This is a genomic window from Methylobacterium aquaticum (genome assembly GCF_016804325.1).
GTDB classification, from domain to species: Bacteria; Pseudomonadota; Alphaproteobacteria; order Rhizobiales; family Beijerinckiaceae; genus Methylobacterium; species Methylobacterium aquaticum_C.
The window spans coordinates 1,795,817-1,815,577 of sequence record NZ_CP043627.1 but is presented as its reverse complement, the minus strand read 5'-3'; the positions used below and the strand labels follow the sequence as shown (position 1 = coordinate 1,815,577).

The following is a 19,761-nucleotide window of genomic DNA, read 5'->3' as shown; positions in this document are numbered from 1 at the left end:
CCACCCGCGACCTCATCCTGAGGTGCGACCAGCGGGAGCCTCGAAGGAGGGCTCCAGAAGTCGCGGCGATCTCTGGAGCCCTCCTTCGAGGTCAGTCGATCTTCGATCGACTGACACCTCAGGATGAGGTGGAGTGTGGGATAGAGAAGATGCCCGAGATGCTGCCGTTGACGGTTGGATAAGCTCCCCATGACCGTCGAACTCCAGGTCACCACCCACTACTCGTTCCTGCGCGGCGCCTCCTCGCCGGAGGAGCTGTTCTCTGCCGCCGCCCTCCTCGGCATCCGGGCGCTCGCCGTCACCGACCGCAACTCGCTCGCCGGGATGGTGCGGGCGCATGCCGCCGCCCGCACCACCGGCTGCCGCCTGATCGTCGGCTGCCGGCTCGACCTCGCGGAAGGCTGGAGCCTGCTGGTCTATCCCACCGACCGGGAGGCCTATGGCCGGCTCTGCCGCCTCCTCACCCTCGGCCGCTCGCGCGAGCGGGCGCCCAAGGGCGGTTGCCACCTGACAACTGCCGACGTGGCGGAATGGGGCGAAGGCCTCCTGGCGGTGCTGCCCGCCGACCGGCCGGACGATGCCCTGACGGAGCGCCTGCGCCTCCTGAAGGCGGTGTTCGGACGGGACCTGTCCTGCGGCCTGTCGCGCCGCTTCGGCGTCAACGACCACCTGCGGCTGGAGGGAATCGCGAGCCTCGCCCGGGCCGCCCGGGTGCCCACGACCGTCCTCGGCGACGTGCTCTACCACGTGCCCGAGCGGCGGATGATGCAGGACGTGGTCACCTGTATCCGCCTGAAGACCACCATCGCGGCGGCGGGCTTTGCCCGCGAGCGCCATGCCGGGCGCCACCTGCACGATCCGGCCGAGACCGCGCGCCTGTTCGCCCGCCACCCCGAGGCCCTGGCCCAGGCCGCGGCGATCGCCGAATCCTGCCGCTTCTCCCTCGACGAGCTGACCTATACCTACCCGGACGAGGCCGGGGCGGATGGGCGCCCGGCGCAAGCACGGCTCGAAGCGATGACCTGGGAGGGGGCGGACAAGCGCTTCCCGGCCGGGGTGCCGGACGCCGTCCGCAAGCAGCTGAGTGACGAACTCGATCTCGTCGCGAAGAAGGCCTACGCGCCGTATTTCCTCACCGTCGAGGCGATCGTCCGTTACGCCCGGTCTCAGGGCATCCTGTGCCAGGGCCGCGGCTCGGCGGCGAATTCGGCGATCTGCTACTGCCTTCACATCACCGCCATCGATCCGGTGGAGCAGGGCCTGCTGTTTGCCCGCTTCATCAACGAGAGCCGCGACGAGCCGCCCGACATCGACGTCGATTTCGAGCACGAGCGCCGGGAGGAGGTGATCCAGTGGATCTACGCCACCTACGGCCGCGAGCGGGCGGCGCTGACCGCGACGGTGATCCGCTACGGCGCCCGCGGCGCGGTGCGGGAGGTCGGCAAGGTGCTGGGCGTGCCGGAGGACATCACCGGGGCGCTCGCCCGGCTGGTCTGGGGCTGGTCGCGCGACGGCGTCGGCGAGCGCGAGGCCAAGGCGCTCGGCCTCGATCTCTCCGAGCGTCGTCTGAGGCTGACGCTCGAGATCGGCCGGGCGCTGATCGGCACGCCGCGCCATTTCGGCCAGCATCCGGGCGGCTTCGTCCTGACCCTCGACCGGCTCGACCGGCTCTGCCCGGTGGTGCCCGCCCGGATGGAGAACCGCCAGATCATCGAGTGGGACAAGGACGACATCGAGGTCCTGCGGTTCATGAAGGTCGACGTGCTGGGCCTCGGCATGCTCGGCTGCCTGCGCCGGGCCTTCACGCTCTTGGCCGAGCACCGGCCCGAGACCAGCCCGCCGCGGGAGATCGCCGACATCCCTCAGAGGGACGAGCCCACCTACGCGATGATCCGGAAGGCCGACACGATCGGGGTGTTCCAGATCGAGAGTCGCGCGCAGATGGCGATGCTGCCGCGGATGCAGCCCAGAAACCTCTACGACCTCACCATCGAGGTCGCGATCGTGCGGCCGGGCCCGATCCAGGGCGACATGGTCCATCCCTACCTGCGCCGCCGCCGCGGGCTCGACGAAGTCACCTACCCGACCGAGGAACTGAAAGCGGTGCTGGGGCGGACCCTCGGCGTGCCGCTGTTCCAGGAACAGGCGATGCAGGTCGCGATCGTCGCCGCCGGCTTCACCCCGGAGCAAGCGGACGGTCTGCGCCGGGCCATGGGCACCTTCAAGGGCGACGGAACGATCAACCTCTACGAGGAGAAGCTGGTCGGCGGCATGATCGCCAACGGCTACGACCCGGATTTCGCCGCCCGCACCTACCGCCAGCTCGAAGGCTTCGGCTCCTACGGCTTTCCGGAGAGCCACGCCGCCTCCTTCGCCCTCATCGCCTACGCCTCGTCCTGGCTGAAGTGCCGGCATCCCGACGTGTTCTGTTGCGCCCTCCTCAACGCCCAGCCGATGGGCTTCTACGCCCCGGCCCAGATCGTGCGCGATGCCCGTGCCCACGGGGTCGAGGTCCGGCCGATCAGCGTCAACGCCTCGCGCTGGGACTGCACCCTGGAGCCGGCGGGGAGGGGAGGCTGGCGGTGCGCCTCGGGTTGAGGCTGGTGCGCGGGCTGCCGAACCAGGACGGCGCCCGGATCGCGACTTTGCGCGAGGCCGACCTTTTTCGCTCGGTCGAGGATCTGTGGCGCCGGGCCGGGCTGTCGCTGAAGGGCTTGCGGAGCCTCGCCGCGGCGGATGCCTTCGCGTGCCTCGGGCTCGGGCGGCGCGAGGCCCTGTGGGCGATCCGCGGCCTCGCCCCCGAGCCGCTGCCGCTCTTCGCGGCGGCCGACAGGCGCGAGACCGTCCCCCTGCCCGAACTCGACGAGCCGCCGGTGCGCCTCGCCCCCCTCGGGGAGGGGGCCGCCGTGGTGGCGGATTACCGGGCGTCGGGCCTGAGCCTCGGCCGCCATCCCCTCGCCTTCCTGCGAATGGGCCTGTCCCGCGACGGCGTCTCCACCTGCGCCGCCTTGCGCCGCCTGCGCGACGGCGCCCGGGTGACGGTGGCGGGTCTGGTGCTGGTGCGCCAGAAGCCGGGCTCGGCCAAGGGGGTGATGTTCATCACGCTGGAGGACGAAACCGAGACCGCCAACCTCGTCATCTGGCCCTCGCTGTTCGCCCGCCAGCGCACCCTGATCCTCCAGGCCGGCCTAATGGCCGCCCGCGGCCGGGTGCAGCGCGAGGGCGAGGTGATCCACCTCGTCGCCGAGCACCTGATCGACCGCTCGGACCTGCTGGGCCGGGTGGCGGAGGACGCGCCGGGGGAGCCGCTGGCGGTCGATGGCGGGCGGGGGGACGAGGCGCGGCGCGGCGGCGCGGATGCGCGCGGGGCGGCGCGGCCGTTGCGGGTGGGAAGCCGGGACTTTCGGTGATGCGGTGGCAAGCCGGTCGTGCCGGCTCGCCGAATACGACGCGAACGCTCAATGCGCCGCCACACCCCGCGTCGGCACGATGTCGTTGGCGATCACCTCGCCGAACGGGCCGTCGTTGCGCGCACCCGTCGCCGCCCGGCCGGTGGTTTTGCGCAAGGGGAGCTTGGGGAAGACCAATTCGGCGAAGCGGTAGGCCTCCTCCAGGTGCGGGTAGCCGGAGAGGATGAAGCGGTCGATGCCGAGATCGATGTACTCCTTCATCCGGTCGGCGACCTGGTCGGGGGAGCCGACGAGGGCGGTGCCGGCGCCACCCCGCACCAGGCCGACGCCGGCCCAGAGGTTCGGCGACACCACGAGCTTGTCGCGCCGGCCGCCATGGAGCTGCATCATCCGGCTCTGGCCGACGGAATCCTGGCGCGCCAGGGTTGCCTGCGCCTTGGCGATAGTGGCGTCGTCGAGGCGCGAGATCAGCGACTCCGCCGCCTCCCAGGCCGCGGATTCGGTCTCGCGCACGATGACGTGCAGGCGGATGCCGTACGAGAAGGTCTTGCCGCGCTTCTCGGCCGCCTCGCGGGCCCGGGCGATCTTCTCCGCCACCCCGGCCGGGGGCTCGCCCCAGGTCAGGTAGACGTCGCAATGCTCGGCCGCGACCTCGATCCCGGCCGGCGACGAGCCGCCGAAATAGAGCGGCGGATAGGGCTTCTGCACGGGTGGGAAGATCAGCCGACCGTCCTCCAGCCGCAGATGCTCGCCCTGGTAGGTCACGGTCTCGCCGGAGAGGAGCCCGCGCCAGACCCTGAGGAACTCGTCGGTCACCGCGTAGCGCTCGTCATGGCCGAGGAACACGCCGTCGCCGCGCAATTCGACCGGATCGCCGCCGGTGACCACGTTGATGAGGAGCCGCCCGTCCGAGATCCGGTCGAGGGTGGCGGCCATGCGGGCGGCGGTCGAGGGCAGTTGCAGGCCCGGCCGCACCGCCACCAGGAAGCGCAGGCGCTGGGTCAGCGGGACCAGCGCCGAGGCGACGACCCAGGAATCCTCGCAGGAGCGCCCGGTCGGCAGCAGCACGCCGAAATAGCCGAGCTCGTCCGCGGCCTGGGCGATCTGGCGCAGGTAGGGCAGGGTGACGGCGCGTGCGCCTTCCTGGGCGCCGAGATAGCGGCCGTCGCCGTGGGTGGGCAGGAACCAGAGGACGTCGGTCTGGCCGGTCATGGGGGACTCCGGGGGAGAGGGGGCGCCTGTTCGGCGACGGTGATCAGGTTCTCCCGCACGCGACCTCATCCTGAGGTGCGACCGCAGGGAGCCTCGAAGGAGGGCTCCAGAAGTCTCAGGGCTAGCGGGAGGCCTCCTTCGAGGTCCGTCGATCTGCGATCGACCGACACCTCAGGATGAGGTTGCGGGTGGGGCGAAGCGGGCGTTTCGTCCGATTGTTCTCCGAACGATCCGTCAGTTCCGCCCGTCCAGCAGGTGATCCAGGATCCGCCCCTCCAGGGCGGCCAGCTCCGGATCGCCGCGCCGGCGCGGGCGGGGCACCGTGACGGGTACGTCGAGCGCGATGCGGCCGGCCTCGACCACCAGGATGCGGTCGGCGAGCGCCACCGCCTCGGCGACGTCGTGGGTGACGAGGAGCGCGGTGAAGCCTTGCCCGCGCCAGATCCGCTCGATCATCGCCTGCATGTCGATGCGGGTCAGCGCGTCCAGCGCCCCCAGGGGCTCGTCGAGGGCGAGCAGACCCGGGTGGCTCACGAGGGCGCGCGCGAGCGCGACGCGCTGGCGCTGGCCGCCCGAGAGGGTGGCGGGCCACTGCCCGGCCTTCTCGGCGAGGCCGACCGCGTGAAGCGCCGCCGCGGCGCGCTCGCGCCGCCCGGCCGCCGATCCGTCGCGGGTGAGCCCGACCGCGACGTTGTCGAGCACCCGTGCCCAGGGCAGGAGCCGCGGCTCCTGGAACATGATCCGGCGCGGGGCCTCGGTCCCCTCGACGGTCACGCGCCCGGCGCTCGGGGTCTCGAGGCCGAGGATCAGCCGCAGCAGAGTGGACTTGCCGCAGCCCGAGCGCCCGACCACGGCGACGAACTGGCCGGCGGGGATGTGCAGGTCGAGCCCGTCGATGACCGGCTTGCCGCCGTCGAAGGACTTCGACAGGCCGCGCAGGGTGATGCCGAGGCCGGTGGCCGTGCGGTCGCGGGCGGTCTCCCGGGCGACCGGGCGGTCGACGACCTCGCGGCGCAGGCTCGGGCGGGAGACGGGGGCAAATCCCTCGAAGCGGCGGAGGGTACTGGCGATCATCAGTCAAGAACCCTGGATGCGAGAGTGGGGATCAGGCCGAGCGATAGGCCGGGTTCCAGGCGAGGCAGGCGCGTTCCAGCCGGCGGGTCAGGAGGTCGGCGACCTTGCCGAGCAGCGCGTAGATCAGGATCGCCAGCACCACGACGTCGACCAGCATGAACTCGCGGGCCTGCATCGCCATGTAGCCGAGGCCCGAGGAGGCCGAGATCGTCTCGGCGACGATGAGGGTCAGCCACATGATGCCGAGCGCGTAGCGCAGGCCGACGAAGATCGACGGCAGGGCGCCCGGCAGCACCACGCGCCAGAACAGCTCGGGCTTCGACATGCCGTAGATCCGGCCCATCTCGACCAGCTGCGGATCGACCGAGCGGATGCCGTGCAGGGTGTTGGCGTAGATCGGGAAGAACACGCCCAAAGCCACCAGGAAGAGCTTCGCTTCCTCGCCGATGCCGAACCACAGGATGACCAGCGGGATCAGCGACAGGTGGGGGATGTTGCGGATCATCTGCACGGTGGTGTCGGTGAGCCGGTCCGACAGGCGCGACAAGCCATTGGCGAGGCCTAAGCCGAAGCCGATGCCGCCGCCGATGAGGAAGCCGCTCGCCGCCCGCAGGAAGCTGACGCCGAGATTGGTCCACAATTCGCCGGTCTCGGCCAGGCGCCAGCCGGCGGCGGCGACGTCGAGGGGGGCGGGCATCAGCCGGGTCGAGACCAGCCCGGCCGAGCCGGCGACCTGCCAGCCGACGAGGATCGCGGCCGGCAGGAGCCAGGGGGCGAGGCGCTGCACCGCGGCGGCAGGGGAGGGGAGGGCGGGCATGGTCTTTTAGCCGTTCGGGGAGACGGGAGTGCGGAGCGCATCGGCGATCCGGATCGGCTGCGGGATCAGGCCGAGGGAATGGAAGCGGTCGGCGACGCGCTGCTGCTCGGCGATGGCGCTCGGCGTCATCGGGCCGATGACGTAGTCGGTGCGATCGACCGCCCGGCGGGTGGCGGCGAGCGGCACGCCGGTGCCCTTGGAGAGGAGCGCGGCCACCTCGCCCCTATTGGCCTCGCACCAGCGCGCCACGTGACCGAGCGCGTCGAGCGCCGCGTCCAGCACCGGGCCGCGCGCGGCCGCGAGGCTCCTGTGGGCGAGGAAGAAATTGTTGGGCTTGGCGATGTCGGTGGCGAGCGCCAGAACCCGGGTCGTCGGCTGCATCTCGGCGATGGCGAAGTAGGGGTCCCAGATCGTCCAGGCATCGACGCTGCGCGAGCGAAGGCCGCCGCGGCGTCGGCCGGCGCCAGGGTCACCGGCTCGATGTCGCGGTAGGTCAGCCCCGCCTTCTCCAGGGCCGCGATGGTGAGGTTGTGCGCGCTCGACGCCTTGGCGAAGGCCACGCGCCTGCCCTTCAGGTCCGCGAGGGAGCGGATCGGGGACTCCTTCGGCACCAGGATCGCCGCGCCCGAGCCCGCGGCCTCTTGCGCCGCCACGTAGGTGATCGGGCCGCCCGCCGCCTGCGCGAAGACCGGCGGCGCGTCCCCGGTCTGGCCGAGATCGATGGCCCCTAGGCTGATCGCCTCGAGGAGCGGCGGGCCGAACGAGAACTCGACCCAGGCGACGCCGACGCCGAGCGGCTTCAGCCTCGCCTCGATCGCGCCCTGCTGCTTGGCGACGACCAGGATGCCGTTCTTCTGGTAGCCGATGCGCAGGGTGTCGGGGCTGGCGGCCGAGACCGGCAGAGCTGCCGGAAGCGCCGCGCCCGCGAGGGCGGCGGCGAGGAGCGTGCGACGGTCGATCACCGGGCGCCCCCGGCGAGGCGGGCCAGCGGAGCGGGGGCTTGCGCCGCCCGGGCCCCGGCGAGGCCGGCGAGCTGGCTGCCGGCCTCCGCCACCCGCTGGCGGATCGCCGCGGAATCGAGGCCGCCGTCGCGGAAGTCGGGATCGGAGGCGTAGACGGCGGTCGGCACCGTCAGCGCGGTGAAGAAGCCGAAGAGCGGGCGCAAGGCGTGCTCGACCACCAGGGCGTGGCGCGCACCCCCGCCGGTCGCGGCGAGGGCCACCGGCTTGCCGGCGAGCGCCTCGGGCGAGACGAGGTCGAACAGGTGCTTGAACAGGCCGGTATAGGCGCCCTTGTAGACGGGGGTGCCGACCACGAGGGCGTCGGCCTCCTCCACCGCCTCAACGAGGCGCCGGGCCGGCAGGGAGAGCTGGTCGCGGCCGAGCGCACCGCCGAGGCCGGGGCCGGCATCGACGAGATCGAAGATCCGCACCTCGACCGGCAGCCGCACGGCCGCCTCGGCGGCGATGGCTTCCACCAGGGTGCGGGTCTTCGAGGGCCGCTGGATGTTCGCGGAGAAGCCGACGAGGCGCAGGCGCGTCATGGGGGTCGATCCGATCGTCAGGAGCGGGGCACCGACGGGGCGTCGCCGCCGCCGTGCTCGATGTCGCTTACGATGCGGCCGAGGCCGAGATCAGTCAATGAAACGAGATTTCAAATGAGCGTATAGCGGGAGTTGATCCTGCTACGGGAGCGGCACATGAGAGAAGATGCGACTTCCGTTCCGGTGTTGCCTGAGAAAGATCGTGGATCGAGCGTGGGCTATGCTGGTGCGTCGGCGGCGGCCGGCCTGCGAGCGCGATCGATGCCATCGCCCGGTCCTGCTCATCTGCGCCGGATCGGGCATCGAGCTTTCAAGCATTCATCCGGGGATTAAATTCAATATTCAAACGTAGGCAAGTCGATCGTTCCGCCATATGGGAATGTCGCCCGGCAAATGGAAGACGGTGCCAGGGAAAAATACTCGCGCTCCACCGGCGCGCGGATGATCGACACCGAAGCGCCGTTGCGGTAATCGAGCGCCTGCTGACGGATCGGTTCAGCCTTCCACCAGAGCACCTTGCCAGGGGCCCCCGACGATGTTCAACATGTTCAAGTCGCAGACCTCGCTCGACCTCACCCCGCGGACCTGCCTCGCAGTGTCGCTGATCTACTGCATGGGCGCCGACGGCGAGATCGACCCGGAGGAGATCGGCCACCTGATGTCGGTGCTCGGCCGCAACACGACCCGCCAGCAGCTCGAAGCCGCCGTCAAGTATGCCCGCTCGACCCAGCCGGCCCAGTTCCTGGCCGACGCCGCGCCGCGCCTGCGCCCGGACCAGCGGCTCTGCATCATCCTCAACATGATCGACAGCGCCATGGCCGACGGTGAGGCGGAACAGGGCGAGCAGCAATTGATCATGCAGTTCGCTCAGGCCTTCGGCCTGTCGGAGAACGACCTGAACCCGTATTTCCGGGCGCTCGTGGCGAAGAACGACCGCGCCGTGCTGGACCGGTGAGTGGGGGCCCCGGCGCGGTCCGAGCGGCCTGGAGACGCGCCGGGCCCTCGTCGCGGCGGCGCACGACACCGGCACCCGGCTCGTGGAGAAGGGGATGCGGCGCCTCGCCGGGGCGGTCGCGGCCGGCCCCCGTCACAGAGGGGACACGATCCCGATACGGATTAGAATCGGACTTGCTATAAAGTTGCGCGCAATTCAAAGTGTCCTCGAGACAATCGAGGAAGCGCTTCCATGATCCGGTCCTTCTCCCTCCTGGCCGGCGCCGCCGTGCTAGCCTCCACGATGCCGGCGCCGGCCCAGGAGGCCGATCCGGCCGCCATCGTCGCCCTGCAATTCGCCGTCAGCGGCGACCACAAGGGCGTGCGGGCGAGCGGCGCCAAGGGCGTCTGCCTGAAGGGCGACTTCACGCCCGCCGCCGACGCGGCGAGCCTGTCGAAGGCGCCGCAATTCGCCAAGACCGAGTCCGGCAAGACGGTGCCGGTCACCGCCCGCTTCTCGATGGGCGGCGGCAACCCGAAGATCTCGGACAAGACCAAGCCGACGACCCGCGGCTTCGCGATGCGGATGCAGGATCCCGCCGGCGACCTGACCTTCGTGATCATCTCCGCGCCGATCTTCTCGACGAAGACCCCGGCGCAGCTGCTCGAATTCCTCCAGGTCCGGGCGCCCGGGCCGGACGGCAAGCCGGACGCGGACAAGATCAAGGCCTTCGCGGCGAAGAACCCCGAGACCGGCCGCCAGGCGGCGTGGCTCAACGCGCGGCCGGTGCCGGCGAGCTTCGCGGGCACCGATTACTGGGCGGTGCACGCCTACACGCTGACCAACGCCAAGGGCGACAAGACGACGGCCAAGCTCAAGTTCGTGGCCGCCGACAAGGCGACCCTCTCGGATGACGAACTAAAGGCCAAGCCCGACGCGTTCTACGCCGACGAGCTGAAAGACCGGCTGGCGAAGGGCCCGGCGAAGTTCGACCTCGTGGCGATCCTGGCCGAGCCGGGCGACCCGACCACGGACGTCACCGCGACCTGGCCGGAGGACGAGCGCAAGCAGAAGACGCTCGGCACCCTGGCGATCACCGCAATCGCGCCCGACGCCACTTGCGACGCCGCGACCTTCGATCCCGTCGTCGACCTGCCCGAGGGCATCGCCGGCCCGGCCGACGACCCGATGTTCGCGATCCGCTCGCCGGCCTACGCGGTGTCGCTGTCGCGCCGGTCGAACTGAGGTTCGGGACGGCCGCCGTATGACCGGCCGTCCCGCAGCACGTCGAGCCGGTAGGCCCCTGTCCGGACCTGCCGGTCGACCGCGAGATGGCGTCCCGTCTCGCGAATGAACAGGTCGGCGGCCTCATCGCCGGACAGGGGATAGTGCGTCTCGCCGGTCCAGTGGACCAGGACGACGTCGCCGCCGGGAACCAGGCTCCCCCGGACACGGGCGGCGAGGCGGGCGACGTCGGCGGCGTCCAGGTAATAGACCACCTCCGACAGGAGGATCAGGTCGAAGGTGCCCTCCGGCCACTCGCCCGGCACCTGGGCCTTGAGCAGGCGCAGATGGGGCAGGTCGCGGCAGCGGGCGCGGGCCTGGTCCAGGGCGGCCTCGGCCACGTCGAGGGCCACCAGGGTGTCGCAACGGGGCACGAGCGCCGCCGTCAGCACCCCGATCGAGCAGCCGATCTCGAGGCCCGCCGCGTAATGCGGGCGGGGCAGGGCCGCCAGGGTCGCGGCGTACTTGTCGCGCTCGTAGGGGCTGGCGGCGAAGTTCCACGGATCGGGATCGGCGGCGTAGCGCGCGTCGAAATAGTCCGGCGGCAGCGTGGTCGTGTGGCGGGTCACGGTGCTGTCCTCACGGCGCGACCTCGAGGAAGATCTCGTGATCGCCGGCGAAGCGGGCGAGCATCGCCGGCTCCAGGCGGAAGCCTTCGGGATCGTCGGCGATGAGGTCGGTGGTCTGCGAGCGGTGGGCGGCGATGGCCGCCGCCTTGGCGGGGAGATGCCGGGTGACGTCCAGGCGCGCGCCCCGGGGCGCGGCACCGACCTCGCTCTCCGGCGGCAGCGTCCAGCCCCAGACCGGATAGGCGAAGAGGCGCACCTCTCCGAGGAGATCGCGGGCGCGGCGGGCGAGCGCGGCGCTCGCGGCGTGGTCGCAATGCGGGTCGTGCTCCCAGGTCACGAACAGGGCGCCCGCGCTGCAATCCCGGGCCGAGGCGGCGATCGCCCCGGCCGCCGCCTCGGCCTCAAGGCCGATGGACGGCACGAACCGGTCGGGCAGGCGCAGGAAGGCGACGTGATCGGGGGAAAGGCCCAGATGCGCCACCGCCGCCAGGGTCTCGGATTCGCGTAAAGAGCGCAGGCGCTCCGGCGGATGGCTCTTCGAGTTCGGATGCGAGCCGATTCCGTCGCTCACCACGACGAGACGCACCGGGATCCCCCGGGCGCGGGCCTCGGCGATGAGGCCGCCGCAGCCGAGGCTCTCGTCGTCGGGATGGGGCGCCACCACGACGATCCCGCCCGGGGGCAAGAGGTCGTCGAGCGCCCGCACGGGCAGCGCCTCGGCGGCGGCGAGGAAGGCGTCGGCCCGCATCAGCGCGGCTCCCACAGGGCGGCCATCGGCCCGTCGGCGGACAGAATCGTGGCGGCGGCGCCGGTGAGCGCCCGGTCGGGGGCGGGCTGGCGCAGATAGGTCGCGAGGTCGCGCGACAGCCGCTCCAGGGGGTGCCCGCGCAGGAAGCCCTGGAGGCCGACCGAGCGCTGGGCGAGGCCCAGCACCTCGAGCCCCGCCCGCTCGACCGCGATCCGGGTGAGATCGACGAAGGCGACGATGCGCTCCGCCGGCAGGGCCTCCTCGGCGACCAGACGAGCCGCCCGGCCGACGAAGAGCCGGGCGCCCTCGAGCGCGATCGCCCCCTCGCCGAGACGGGCGAGCTGATGGGGGTCGTCGCCCCGCCCGGTCCGGGCGAGATGGCCGCGCCAGGCCTCGAACACCGCCTCGATGCCACCGAGCTGCACCGCCGCGAAGCGCCAGGCGCCACCGGAGAAATGCGGCTGGCGGTGGTAGTCGCCGGGCCCGCCGAGAAGGGCGAGCGGCGTCAGGCCGGTGAGGTCGACGGTGCCGGTGGCCGAGGCGCGCATCCCTTGCGCGCGCCAGGCCGAGAGGTCGGCCCGCGTGCCGGGCTCGAGGGCGGCGACCAGCATCAGCGGCTCGGCCTCGCCGGGACGGCGCGCCGTCACCAGGGCGCGGGTGACGTGGCCGGCTCCCGAGGCGAAGGTCTTGACCCCGGTCAGGCGCCCATCCGGCCCGAGGACGAGGCCGTCCGCCGGCGGCTCGGTGTTCCAGACCCCGAACAGGTGGCCCGCGCGGGCATCCGCGAACAGGGCATGCCTGTCCGCCGGTGCGGCGTAGCGGGCGACGAGCTGGAGCGCGTTGACGTGGCCCTCGTAGAGCCGGCCGAGGGCCAGGCTACCGAGGCCGACGAGGCGCAGGACCGCGGCGAGGTCGGCCGCGCCCGGCTCCTGCCCGAGGCCGGCCCCGCCCTCCGCCGCCGGCACCGGGGCGGCGAGCAGGCCGGCTCGGGCGAGATCGGCCACGTCCTCGGCCGGGAAGCCGTCGTCGCGATCCTGCGCATCGGCCCGCCCGGCCGCCAGGGCCGCGACCCGGCGGGCGGCGGCGACGCTGTTGGGCGCCGTAGTCGGAAGGGCGTGGAGCGCGGCCTCACGCATTGCCGGCCTCCTCCGAGGCCCGGCCGAGGGCGGGACCGGGGCTCGCGGGATTCGGCCGGAGCGCGCCGAGGCGCCGGAACGCCGGCGCCCCGCGCTGCAACCCGGCGAGCACGAGGCGGGCCGCGCGGATCTGCCGGGGCAGCGCCCGGGGGCGCAACGGGCGGGCGGCCAGCAGCGGGCTTGCCGCCTCGATCGCCGCGAGGACCGCCCCGAGGGTGGAGAGGCCGGCGATGCGGCGCGCCTCCGCGCGCGGCACGCGCAGCCAGGGCGCCCAGAGCCCGGTCCGCCCGAGGCGCCCGGTCGCGTGGAGGCGCCGCAGCCGGCGCCCCCAGGCGAAGCGGACCAGGGCGCGGCCCAACGATTCCAGGCGCGGGTCGCAGGGGGCCTCCGGCACCGCGCAGCGCGCGCGCATCGTGTCGGCGGCCCCGCCCGGGGCGCGGCCGTCGAGCCGGCCGGAGGTGACGACGACGATGTCGGGGGTGTGGCGGACCCGGGCATCCGCCCGCAGGAGGGAGGCCACGAAGGCCCGGTCCTCGCCTAAGGGGAGCGCCGGCATGCCGCCGGCGGCGCGGTAGGCGGACAGCCGCACCGCGAGGCTCGCCCCGGAGCGGGTGGCGTGCCGCGGCCAGGGATCGTGCGCGACCGGGTCGATCGCGGATTCGAGAGCGATGAGCAGCGCCTCGTAGGCGCCCTCCAGCCGGCCGCGGGCATGGAGGGCGTCGGGCAGGCGCGCGGCCTCGGCCGCGTCGAGGGCGATCCGGCCGGCGACCGCGTCGGCGCCCTCCGCCAGGGCCGCGAGGTTGCGCGCGACCCAGTCCGGCGGCACGCGGCTGTCGGCGTCGGTGGTCAGGATCACGCCGTCCCGCGGCGCCTCCTGAAGCCATGCGGCGCGCGGCGCCGCTTCCTGAATCCAGGCGGCGGCGGCCTCCATCGCCTCGCGCCGGGCCCAGCCGGCCTGCGCCCCGGCGAAATCGCGGGCGATCACCCGCACCTGCACCGGCAGGCCGGGCAGAAGCGCCGCCACCGCCTCCGCCGTGCCGTCGGTGCAGTTGTTGAGAAAGAGGACGATTCCGAGTTCGTCCGCCCCGATCCCCACCTGCGCCGCCAGCGCGTGCAGGCAGGCGCCGATCCGGTCGACTTCGTTGCGGACCGGCACGGCGACGACGCAGAGCGGCACGGGCGGGCTGCCGGAATCCGGCCTCCGGGTCCGGCCCGGATTCTCTGTCTCTGTCACGCGCGGCGTCTCCGGGGCCTGGGTCGGTCGCCCCTGGACACACATAGGACATACTCCACCCCAGTCTCCGGGGTGCGACCAAGTCGACCGTCGCTCCATGCAAGAACCGTCGGCCGCGCGCGATCGGCCGACGGGCTTCGGCCCGGCCCGCATCGGCCGGAACATACGGATACAAACCTCCGCCGCCGCCCCCGGTGCGAAACGGCGCGGTCTCGGCTATCGTGGCCGTATGACCGGACGCGCCGCCTCCCGCTCCCGCCGCCGCCTCGCGGCCTGTCTCGCCACCGGCCTCGCCCTGGGCCCTGCCGCCCTCGGCCCGGCTCCCGCCGCCGCGCAGGGTTTCGCCGGCTTCGGGTTCCTGCCGGTCTTCGCCCGGCCGAAGAACCTCGAGGAGGGGCCCGGCGTGGATGGGCGCTGGTCCGGCTCCTATGCCCGGCTGTCGACCGGGTTCGCGGCGGTGTCGTCGCGCCATTTCGGCAGCTATGCCGGGCCGACCATCGGCTTCGAGGGCGGGCGGATGTGGCAGGAGGGCCGGTTCGTCTACGGCATCTCCGGCGGGTTCGACTACCTGGCGGCGACCTCCGGCGGCCTGACGCCGGGCTATGGCGGCCTGACCTACACCCGCGACTTCGCCGGCGCGGTGCAGGTGAAGGTCGGCACGCTGCTCACGCCCGACGTGCTGCTCTACGCCAGGGCCGGCGCGGCGGCGGTCCACGGCACGCTGCGAGCCGGGGCGACCCCGGTCTCGACCCCGTTCTCCCGCGACGACATCGCGGTCCTTCCCAACGCCCATGTCGGGGTCGAATGGGCGATCACCGACCGCCTGTCGCTCGCCGTCGAGGCGGGGGTGGTCGGCGGCGGGCTGCGCTGAGCCGCGAGGCACGGCAGGACGGCCCTCCTCGTATCCGGAGCCTCGTCCTGGCAGTCCGGTCGAGCCGGCCGAACGGCTCGACCCCCTCGATGCCGGCGTGCGAGCCGGATCGACCGACGCAACCGCTCAACCGAGCGCTCGGCCCTGCCCCACCCCCGCATCGCCGAAATACGCCCGCTCCAGCCGCTCCGGCAGGTCGGGCGCGCCGGCCGCCGATTCGAGCACGATCCGCCCCTGTGCCAGGGCGTAGACCCGGTCCGACACGGCGCGGGCCTTCTCGACCAGCTGCTCCACCAGGAGCACCGCGGTGCCCTGCCGGCGAAGCCGCGCGATCACCTCCAGCACCCGGTCGACCAGGACCGGCGAGAGGCCGGCAGAGGGCTCGTCGAGCATCAGGAGGCGCGGGCGCTGCACCAGGCCTTGGGCCACCGCCAGCATCTGCTGCTGGCCGCCGGAGAGCGAGGCGCCCTTGTCGTGGGCCTTCGCGGCGATCTCGGGGAAATGGGACAGGGCTTCCGCGATCCGCGCCTCGCGCTCGCCCCGCGGCAGGTCGTAGGCGGCGAGCAGCAGGTTGTCGCGCACGCTTTGCCCGGTGAAGACGCGGTGGCCCTCGATCACGTGCGAGAGGCCGGCCCGCACGGCAGCACGAGGTCCGGCGCCCGAGAGCAGGGTGTCCCCGAGCCAGACAGTCCCGGCCCCGACCGGCAGCAGGCCCGACAGCGCCCGCAGGAGGGTCGACTTGCCGGCGCCGTTGGGGCCGAGCAAGGTCACGACCTCGCCCGCCCGCACCGTCAGGTCGACGCCGTGGAGCACCCGGATCTTGCCGTAGCCGGCCTCCAGCCCCTCGACCCGCAGGAGCGGCGGGGTCTCGGGATCACCCGCCGAGATAGGCACTGACCACCTCCCTGTGGCTGCGGATCTCCGCGGGCGTACCGGCGGCGAGCACCCGGCCGAGATTGAGCACCGTGACCTCGTCGCAGATCGCAAAGATCAGGTCGGCATGGTGCTCGACGAGGAGCACGCCCACGCCCGCATCCGCCACCGCCCGGATCAGCCCGCCGAGGCGCTGGATCTCCCGCGCCGACAGGCCCGCCGCCGGCTCGTCGAGGAGCAGGAAGGCCGGGCGCAGCATCAAGGCGCGGGCGATCTCGAGGAAGCGCAATTCGCTGTGCTGGAGCCGCCCGGCCCGGACCTCGTCGAGGCCGTCGAGCCCGACCGCCTCGAGCGCGCGGCGGGCCTGGTCGCGCAAATGCCGCTCGTCCGCGCGGTGCCGCGGGAGCGCGAGGAGCGATTCCGCCAGGCTGGCGCGCCCCGCGACGCTGCCGCCGAGCATGACGTTCTCGATCACGCTCGCCTCGCCGACGATGCGCGGGGTCTGGAAGGTGCGGGCGATGCGCAGGAGCGCGCGGGCCTCCCGCGCCTCGGCGAGCAGCGAGCGGGCGCCCAGCCTCACCTGTCCCCCTTGCGGCCTGTAATAGCCGGAGATGACGTTGAGCGTCGTGGTCTTGCCCGAGCCGTTGGGGCCGATCAGCCCATGGACCCCGCCGGGCCGCAAGGTGAGGTCGAGCCCGTCGATCGCCTTCACGGCGCCGAAGCTCAGGCGCACGCCCGCCAGCGTGATCGGCTCCCGGACCGACGCGCTCGCGGCGAGGTCCTGGAGCGCGGCGACGCGCGGGGCGATGCTGCGCTCAGGGGGCAGCGGACGGCGCTTGCCGCGGTCGAGGAGGTCGGCGATGCCGCCGGGAAGCGCCACCACGATGACGAGGAGCAGCACCGCGTAGAGGAAGGTCGACCAGGCCGCGAGGGGGGCTGCCACCTCCGGCAGGACCGTGAGCAGGATCGTGCCGATCAGCGGCCCCAGCACGGAGCCGCGCCCGCCGATCAGCACCGCGATGAAGAACAGGAGCGAGAGGTCGAACGTGAAGGCGTCCGGCGTGATGTAGGTCTGGAGCGAGGCGAACAGCCCGCCGGCGATGCCCGCGACGCAGCCGGCGAACAGGAACACCGCGACGAGGAGGCGGGGCTTGGCGATGCCGACGGCCTCCGCCGCCACCTCCGCGTCGCGGACCGCCACCAGCGCCCGGCCCCAGCGGCTGCCCGCGACGTTGAGGGTCATCCAGGTGCAGAGAATCGCCCCGGCGAGGCACAGGCCGTAGAAGCCGAGGCGCGAGTCGAAGGGCGCCGGCATCTCCGGGCCGGTGATGCCGATGCCGCCGCCGGTCACGTCCTGCCAGGCCAGCGCCACCTGGGTGACGATGGTGGCAAAGCCGAGCGTCGTCATGGCGAAGTAGAAGGTGCGCAGGCGCAGCGCCGGCAGCCCGACCACCACCCCGACCACGGCCCCGACGATGCCCGCGCAGGCGAGCGCCGCGAAGGCCGGGAACGCCGGCAGGACGGTGCCGGCGGCGAGCACGCTGGTGGTGTAGGCGCCGACGAGCAGGAGCGCGACATAGCCGATGGCGAGCTGCCCGGCGAAGCCGACGACGAGGTTGAGGCCCGAGACCAGGATCCAGTAGATCGCCGCCCGCGTGGCGATCAGCGTCCAGTAATCGTTGCCGGCGAGCGGCACCGCGAGCGCCAGGCCGAGGATGAGGAGGAAGGGCGCGGCGGCGGCGAGGCGCGCGCCCAGTCCTGTGCGGGCGGGGGTGTCGGAGGCCGCGAGGGCGGATGGAAGACTCATGCGATGTCCACCAAATCCGTTCGCATCGAGACAGAGCGCGGGTTTCCCCCTCTCCCCGCGGGCGGGGAGAGGCTTTCGCCCCCCTTGCCGGGGGCGAAAGGAGCGTAGGCGTAGCCGGAGCGAGGGTGAGGGGGTCTCGACGCGTGAGGCTCCTCCGGAAACACCCCCTCACCCCCGCCCTTCGGGCTCCCTGAGCCCCTTCGGAGCTCAGGCCTCTCCCCGCCCGCGGGGAGAGGGGATCCCGCGCCGACTCCATATCGGACCACATCACGCGAAAACCGGATCATACGCGCCTCGCCTGGGCGGAGCCGAGCAGGCCCTGGGGGGCGGCCAGCAGCACGACGATGAAGAGCGTGAACACCGCCACCGAGGCGAAGATGCCGCCGACGACGAAGTTCGCGGCCTGCTGAAACAGCCCGAGGACGAGGCCGCCGATGAGCGCGCCGCGGTTGTTGCCCAGGCCCCCGAGGGCCACCGGGATGAAACCGTAGAAGTTCAGGTGCGGCCCGTTGGCGAAGAAGGCGAGCAGCAACTCGCCGCCGGCATAGCCCGCGAGCGCCCCGATGGCGCCGGCGAGCCCGTAGCTCATCACCCGCAGGCGCCGCTCGGGGAGGCCGAGGGCGCGGGCGGCGAAGTTGTCCTCCGCCACCGCCAGGAAGGCGTGGCCGAGAAGCGTGCGCCGGTAGAGCAGTTCGAGCCCGACCACGACGAGGAGGCAGGCCGCCACCGGCAGCCAGAACTTCTCGTCGAGGACGGTCTCGCCGAAGCCCCCGAGGAGGCGCGGGAAGGGCTGCGGCTCGGTGCTCCAGGTAATCGCCGTGACCTGCTGGATCATCAGGGCGAGCGCCAGCGTCGAGAGCACGTAGAGGTGCTGGTCGAGGCTCTTCAGGACCGGGCGCACCGCCACGAACTCGGTGACGACCCCGACCAGCGCCCCGCAGGCGAGCGTCGCGAGGAGCCCGAGCGGCCAGGGCAGGCCGAGGCGAAGGGTGAACAGCGAGCCGAGCACGCCGCCGAGCATCCCGAGCTGGCCGGCGGTGAAGCTCATCACCCGGGAGGTCGAGAACATCGTGTTGTAGGTGATGCCGATCAGCGCATAGATCGCGCCGACGGCGAGGCCCGAGGCCAGGATGGAGGCGAGCATGGCGGTGCTCCCCGGACCGCCGCCTCAAGAATAGCCCGGGGCGAGCCGGAAGCTGCCGTCGCGGCCGGAATTGGCCGCCGACATCACCACCTCGTCGGTCGGGTAGCCGTTATGCTGCGTCGGCGTATAGGTGTAGTTGCCGAAGACGCCCGGATATTGCGTCAGCCCGTTCCAGTGCTTGACGATCGCGTCGGGCGCGCTCGATCCGGTCTCCTCCACCGCCTTGGCGATCAGGTTCACCGCATCGTAGCCGGCCGCCACCCACCACAGCAGGGTGTCGGCGAGCGCGACCTTGCCCTTCAGCCTGGCGACGAACTCCTCGCTGCGGGCGTTGAGCTTGCCGTCCTCGCCGTAGGAGCAGCTGCGGTAGCCGATGGCGTAGACCTTGTCCCAGTTCTGCGGCTTCTCCAGCAATCCGCCGATCTCGCCCGAGGCCATCGAGGGATGGCCGATGAAGGGCACGTCCCAGCCCATCCGGGCACGGGTGTTAAACAGGCGGGCATCCATGCCGGTCGACACGCTCCAGACCACGATCGCCTCGGCCCCGGCATTGCGGGCGCGCAGGAGATCCGGGGTCATGTCGGGCTGGGTCGAATCGATGTTGCCGAGATAGACCACCTCGGCTCCGTCCTGCTTGAACGCGGCGGCGGAAGCCTTGGCGGCGGTGACGCCGTAGCCGGTCGTGTCGCCGATCACCGCGACGCGCTTCACCTTCAACACCTTGAGGCAGTAGCTCCGCACCGCGTCGTCCCACTGGGTGTTGGACGGGGCGATGCGGAAGGCGTTGGGGTATTTCGCCGGATCGATCAGGCTGTCGACCACGCAAGGATGGATGTTGGGCATCTTGGCCCGCGCCATGATCGGGGTGACGGCCAGCGACTCGCCCGAATTGGTCGGCCCCCAGATCGCGTGGACCTTGGCCTGGCTGATCATCTCCTGGGTCGCGTTGACCGCCTTGGTCGGGTCGCCCTGCGTGTCGCGGGTGACGAGTTCGACCTTGCGGCCCTTGACCCCGCCGGCGCCGTTGATCGCCTCGACGGCGAAGACGACGCCGCGGTTGAACCCGACCGTCGGGCCGAGCTCGGGCCGGTCATCGCGGCGAGCC

The 19,761-nt window shown here is 72.5% G+C and carries 16 protein-coding genes and 2 pseudogenes; 4 read left to right on the top strand and 14 right to left on the bottom strand.

What is annotated here, in order from left to right:
* The first annotated feature begins 189 nt into the window (after window positions 1–189).
* A pseudogene (locus F1D61_RS08060) lies at window positions 190–3,410 on the top strand (error-prone DNA polymerase).
* A 48-nt stretch (window positions 3,411–3,458) separates the two neighbouring features.
* On the opposite strand, the gene ssuD reads toward F1D61_RS08060, so the two are convergent.
* The 6 genes and pseudogenes from ssuD to F1D61_RS08030 form a co-directional block, all read right to left on the bottom strand.
* Window positions 3,459–4,622: an FMNH2-dependent alkanesulfonate monooxygenase gene (gene ssuD, locus F1D61_RS08055; RefSeq protein WP_203157409.1), complete on the bottom strand. Its 1,164-nt coding sequence runs from the start codon at window positions 4,620–4,622 to the stop codon at window positions 3,459–3,461.
* 234 nt (window positions 4,623–4,856) lie between these two features.
* Complete coding sequence (locus F1D61_RS08050; protein ID WP_203157408.1) at window positions 4,857–5,696, bottom strand: ATP-binding cassette domain-containing protein; 840 nt, start codon at window positions 5,694–5,696, stop codon at window positions 4,857–4,859.
* Window positions 5,697–5,727: 31 nt separating this feature from the next.
* Window positions 5,728–6,513: an aliphatic sulfonate ABC transporter permease SsuC gene (gene ssuC, locus F1D61_RS08045; protein WP_203157407.1), complete on the bottom strand. Its 786-nt coding sequence runs from the start codon at window positions 6,511–6,513 to the stop codon at window positions 5,728–5,730.
* A 6-nt stretch (window positions 6,514–6,519) separates the two neighbouring features.
* Window positions 6,520–7,475, bottom strand: a pseudogene (locus tag F1D61_RS08040) (aliphatic sulfonate ABC transporter substrate-binding protein).
* Entirely contained in the window at window positions 7,472–8,056 is a 585-nt protein-coding gene (msuE, locus tag F1D61_RS08035) for an FMN reductase (protein ID WP_203157406.1), read from the bottom strand. Before msuE ends, F1D61_RS08040 begins: the two are co-directional and overlap by 4 nt.
* 335 nt (window positions 8,057–8,391) lie before the next feature.
* Entirely contained in the window at window positions 8,392–8,571 is a 180-nt protein-coding gene (locus F1D61_RS08030) for a hypothetical protein (protein ID WP_203157405.1), read from the bottom strand.
* A 29-nt stretch (window positions 8,572–8,600) separates the two neighbouring features.
* On the opposite strand from F1D61_RS08030, the gene F1D61_RS08025 reads away from it, so the two are divergent.
* Window positions 8,601–9,011 (top strand): TerB family tellurite resistance protein, encoded by a 411-nt coding sequence (locus tag F1D61_RS08025; protein WP_246775776.1) that lies wholly within the window; start codon window positions 8,601–8,603, stop codon window positions 9,009–9,011.
* 231 nt (window positions 9,012–9,242) lie between these two features.
* Window positions 9,243–10,235: a catalase family peroxidase gene (locus F1D61_RS08020; RefSeq protein ID WP_203157403.1), complete on the top strand. Its 993-nt coding sequence runs from the start codon at window positions 9,243–9,245 to the stop codon at window positions 10,233–10,235.
* On the opposite strand, the gene F1D61_RS08015 is transcribed toward F1D61_RS08020, so the two are convergent.
* From F1D61_RS08015 to F1D61_RS08000, 4 genes are read right to left on the bottom strand one after another with little or no spacing between them, the layout of a single operon-like run.
* The gene (locus F1D61_RS08015; RefSeq protein ID WP_203157402.1) at window positions 10,202–10,843 is read right to left on the bottom strand and encodes a class I SAM-dependent DNA methyltransferase; all 642 of its coding nucleotides are present in this window, start codon (window positions 10,841–10,843) and stop codon (window positions 10,202–10,204) included. The genes F1D61_RS08020 and F1D61_RS08015 overlap by 34 nt on opposite strands.
* A gap of 10 nt (window positions 10,844–10,853) precedes the next feature.
* A complete protein-coding gene (locus tag F1D61_RS08010; RefSeq protein WP_203157401.1) occupies window positions 10,854–11,591 on the bottom strand; it encodes a PIG-L deacetylase family protein in 738 nt (245 codons plus the stop codon).
* A complete protein-coding gene (locus F1D61_RS08005) occupies window positions 11,591–12,727 on the bottom strand; it encodes an acyl-CoA dehydrogenase family protein (protein WP_203157400.1) in 1,137 nt (378 codons plus the stop codon). The genes F1D61_RS08010 and F1D61_RS08005 overlap by 1 nt, the downstream gene beginning before the upstream one ends.
* Complete coding sequence (locus F1D61_RS08000; protein WP_246775775.1) at window positions 12,720–13,961, bottom strand: glycosyltransferase; 1,242 nt, start codon at window positions 13,959–13,961, stop codon at window positions 12,720–12,722. Before F1D61_RS08000 ends, F1D61_RS08005 begins: the two co-directional genes overlap by 8 nt.
* Before the next feature lie 229 nt (window positions 13,962–14,190).
* On the opposite strand from F1D61_RS08000, the gene F1D61_RS07995 reads away from it, so the two are divergent.
* Complete coding sequence (locus F1D61_RS07995; protein WP_203157398.1) at window positions 14,191–14,832, top strand: outer membrane protein; 642 nt, start codon at window positions 14,191–14,193, stop codon at window positions 14,830–14,832.
* A 126-nt stretch (window positions 14,833–14,958) separates the two neighbouring features.
* Here F1D61_RS07995 and F1D61_RS07990 read toward each other — a convergent pair whose 3' ends face one another.
* The 4 genes from F1D61_RS07990 to F1D61_RS07975 all read right to left on the bottom strand — a co-directional run bounded on the left by F1D61_RS07990 (window position 14,959) and on the right by F1D61_RS07975 (window position 19,685).
* The gene (locus tag F1D61_RS07990) at window positions 14,959–15,726 is read right to left on the bottom strand and encodes an ABC transporter ATP-binding protein (RefSeq protein ID WP_203157397.1); all 768 of its coding nucleotides are present in this window, start codon (window positions 15,724–15,726) and stop codon (window positions 14,959–14,961) included.
* Complete coding sequence (locus tag F1D61_RS07985) at window positions 15,707–17,512, bottom strand: branched-chain amino acid ABC transporter ATP-binding protein/permease (protein WP_203157396.1); 1,806 nt, start codon at window positions 17,510–17,512, stop codon at window positions 15,707–15,709. The genes F1D61_RS07990 and F1D61_RS07985 overlap by 20 nt, the downstream gene beginning before the upstream one ends.
* 283 nt (window positions 17,513–17,795) lie before the next feature.
* Entirely contained in the window at window positions 17,796–18,656 is an 861-nt protein-coding gene (locus F1D61_RS07980) for a branched-chain amino acid ABC transporter permease (protein ID WP_203157395.1), read from the bottom strand.
* 24 nt (window positions 18,657–18,680) lie between these two features.
* On the bottom strand, window positions 18,681–19,685 hold the full coding sequence (locus F1D61_RS07975) for an ABC transporter substrate-binding protein (RefSeq protein ID WP_246775944.1): 1,005 nt from the start codon (window positions 19,683–19,685) through the stop codon (window positions 18,681–18,683).
* Window positions 19,686–19,761 lie beyond the last annotated feature (76 nt).

Bases quoted from the DNA above. Each gene is read 5' to 3' on its own strand.
- ssuD (WP_203157409.1), bottom strand. From the start codon at position 4,622: ATGACCGGCCAGACCGACGTCCTCTGGTTCCTGCCCACCCACGGCGAC.
- F1D61_RS08050 (WP_203157408.1), bottom strand. From the start codon at position 5,696: ATGATCGCCAGTACCCTCCGCCGCTTCGAGGGATTTGCCCCCGTCTCC.
- ssuC (WP_203157407.1), bottom strand. From the start codon at position 6,513: ATGCCCGCCCTCCCCTCCCCTGCCGCCGCGGTGCAGCGCCTCGCCCCC.
- msuE (WP_203157406.1), bottom strand. From the start codon at position 8,056: ATGACGCGCCTGCGCCTCGTCGGCTTCTCCGCGAACATCCAGCGGCCC.
- F1D61_RS08025 (WP_246775776.1), top strand. From the start codon at position 8,601: ATGTTCAAGTCGCAGACCTCGCTCGACCTCACCCCGCGGACCTGCCTC.
- F1D61_RS08020 (WP_203157403.1), top strand. From the start codon at position 9,243: ATGATCCGGTCCTTCTCCCTCCTGGCCGGCGCCGCCGTGCTAGCCTCC.
- F1D61_RS08010 (WP_203157401.1), bottom strand. From the start codon at position 11,591: ATGCGGGCCGACGCCTTCCTCGCCGCCGCCGAGGCGCTGCCCGTGCGG.
- F1D61_RS08005 (WP_203157400.1), bottom strand. From the start codon at position 12,727: ATGCGTGAGGCCGCGCTCCACGCCCTTCCGACTACGGCGCCCAACAGC.
- F1D61_RS07995 (WP_203157398.1), top strand. From the start codon at position 14,191: ATGACCGGACGCGCCGCCTCCCGCTCCCGCCGCCGCCTCGCGGCCTGT.
- F1D61_RS07985 (WP_203157396.1), bottom strand. From the start codon at position 17,512: ATGAGTCTTCCATCCGCCCTCGCGGCCTCCGACACCCCCGCCCGCACA.
- F1D61_RS07980 (WP_203157395.1), bottom strand. From the start codon at position 18,656: ATGCTCGCCTCCATCCTGGCCTCGGGCCTCGCCGTCGGCGCGATCTAT.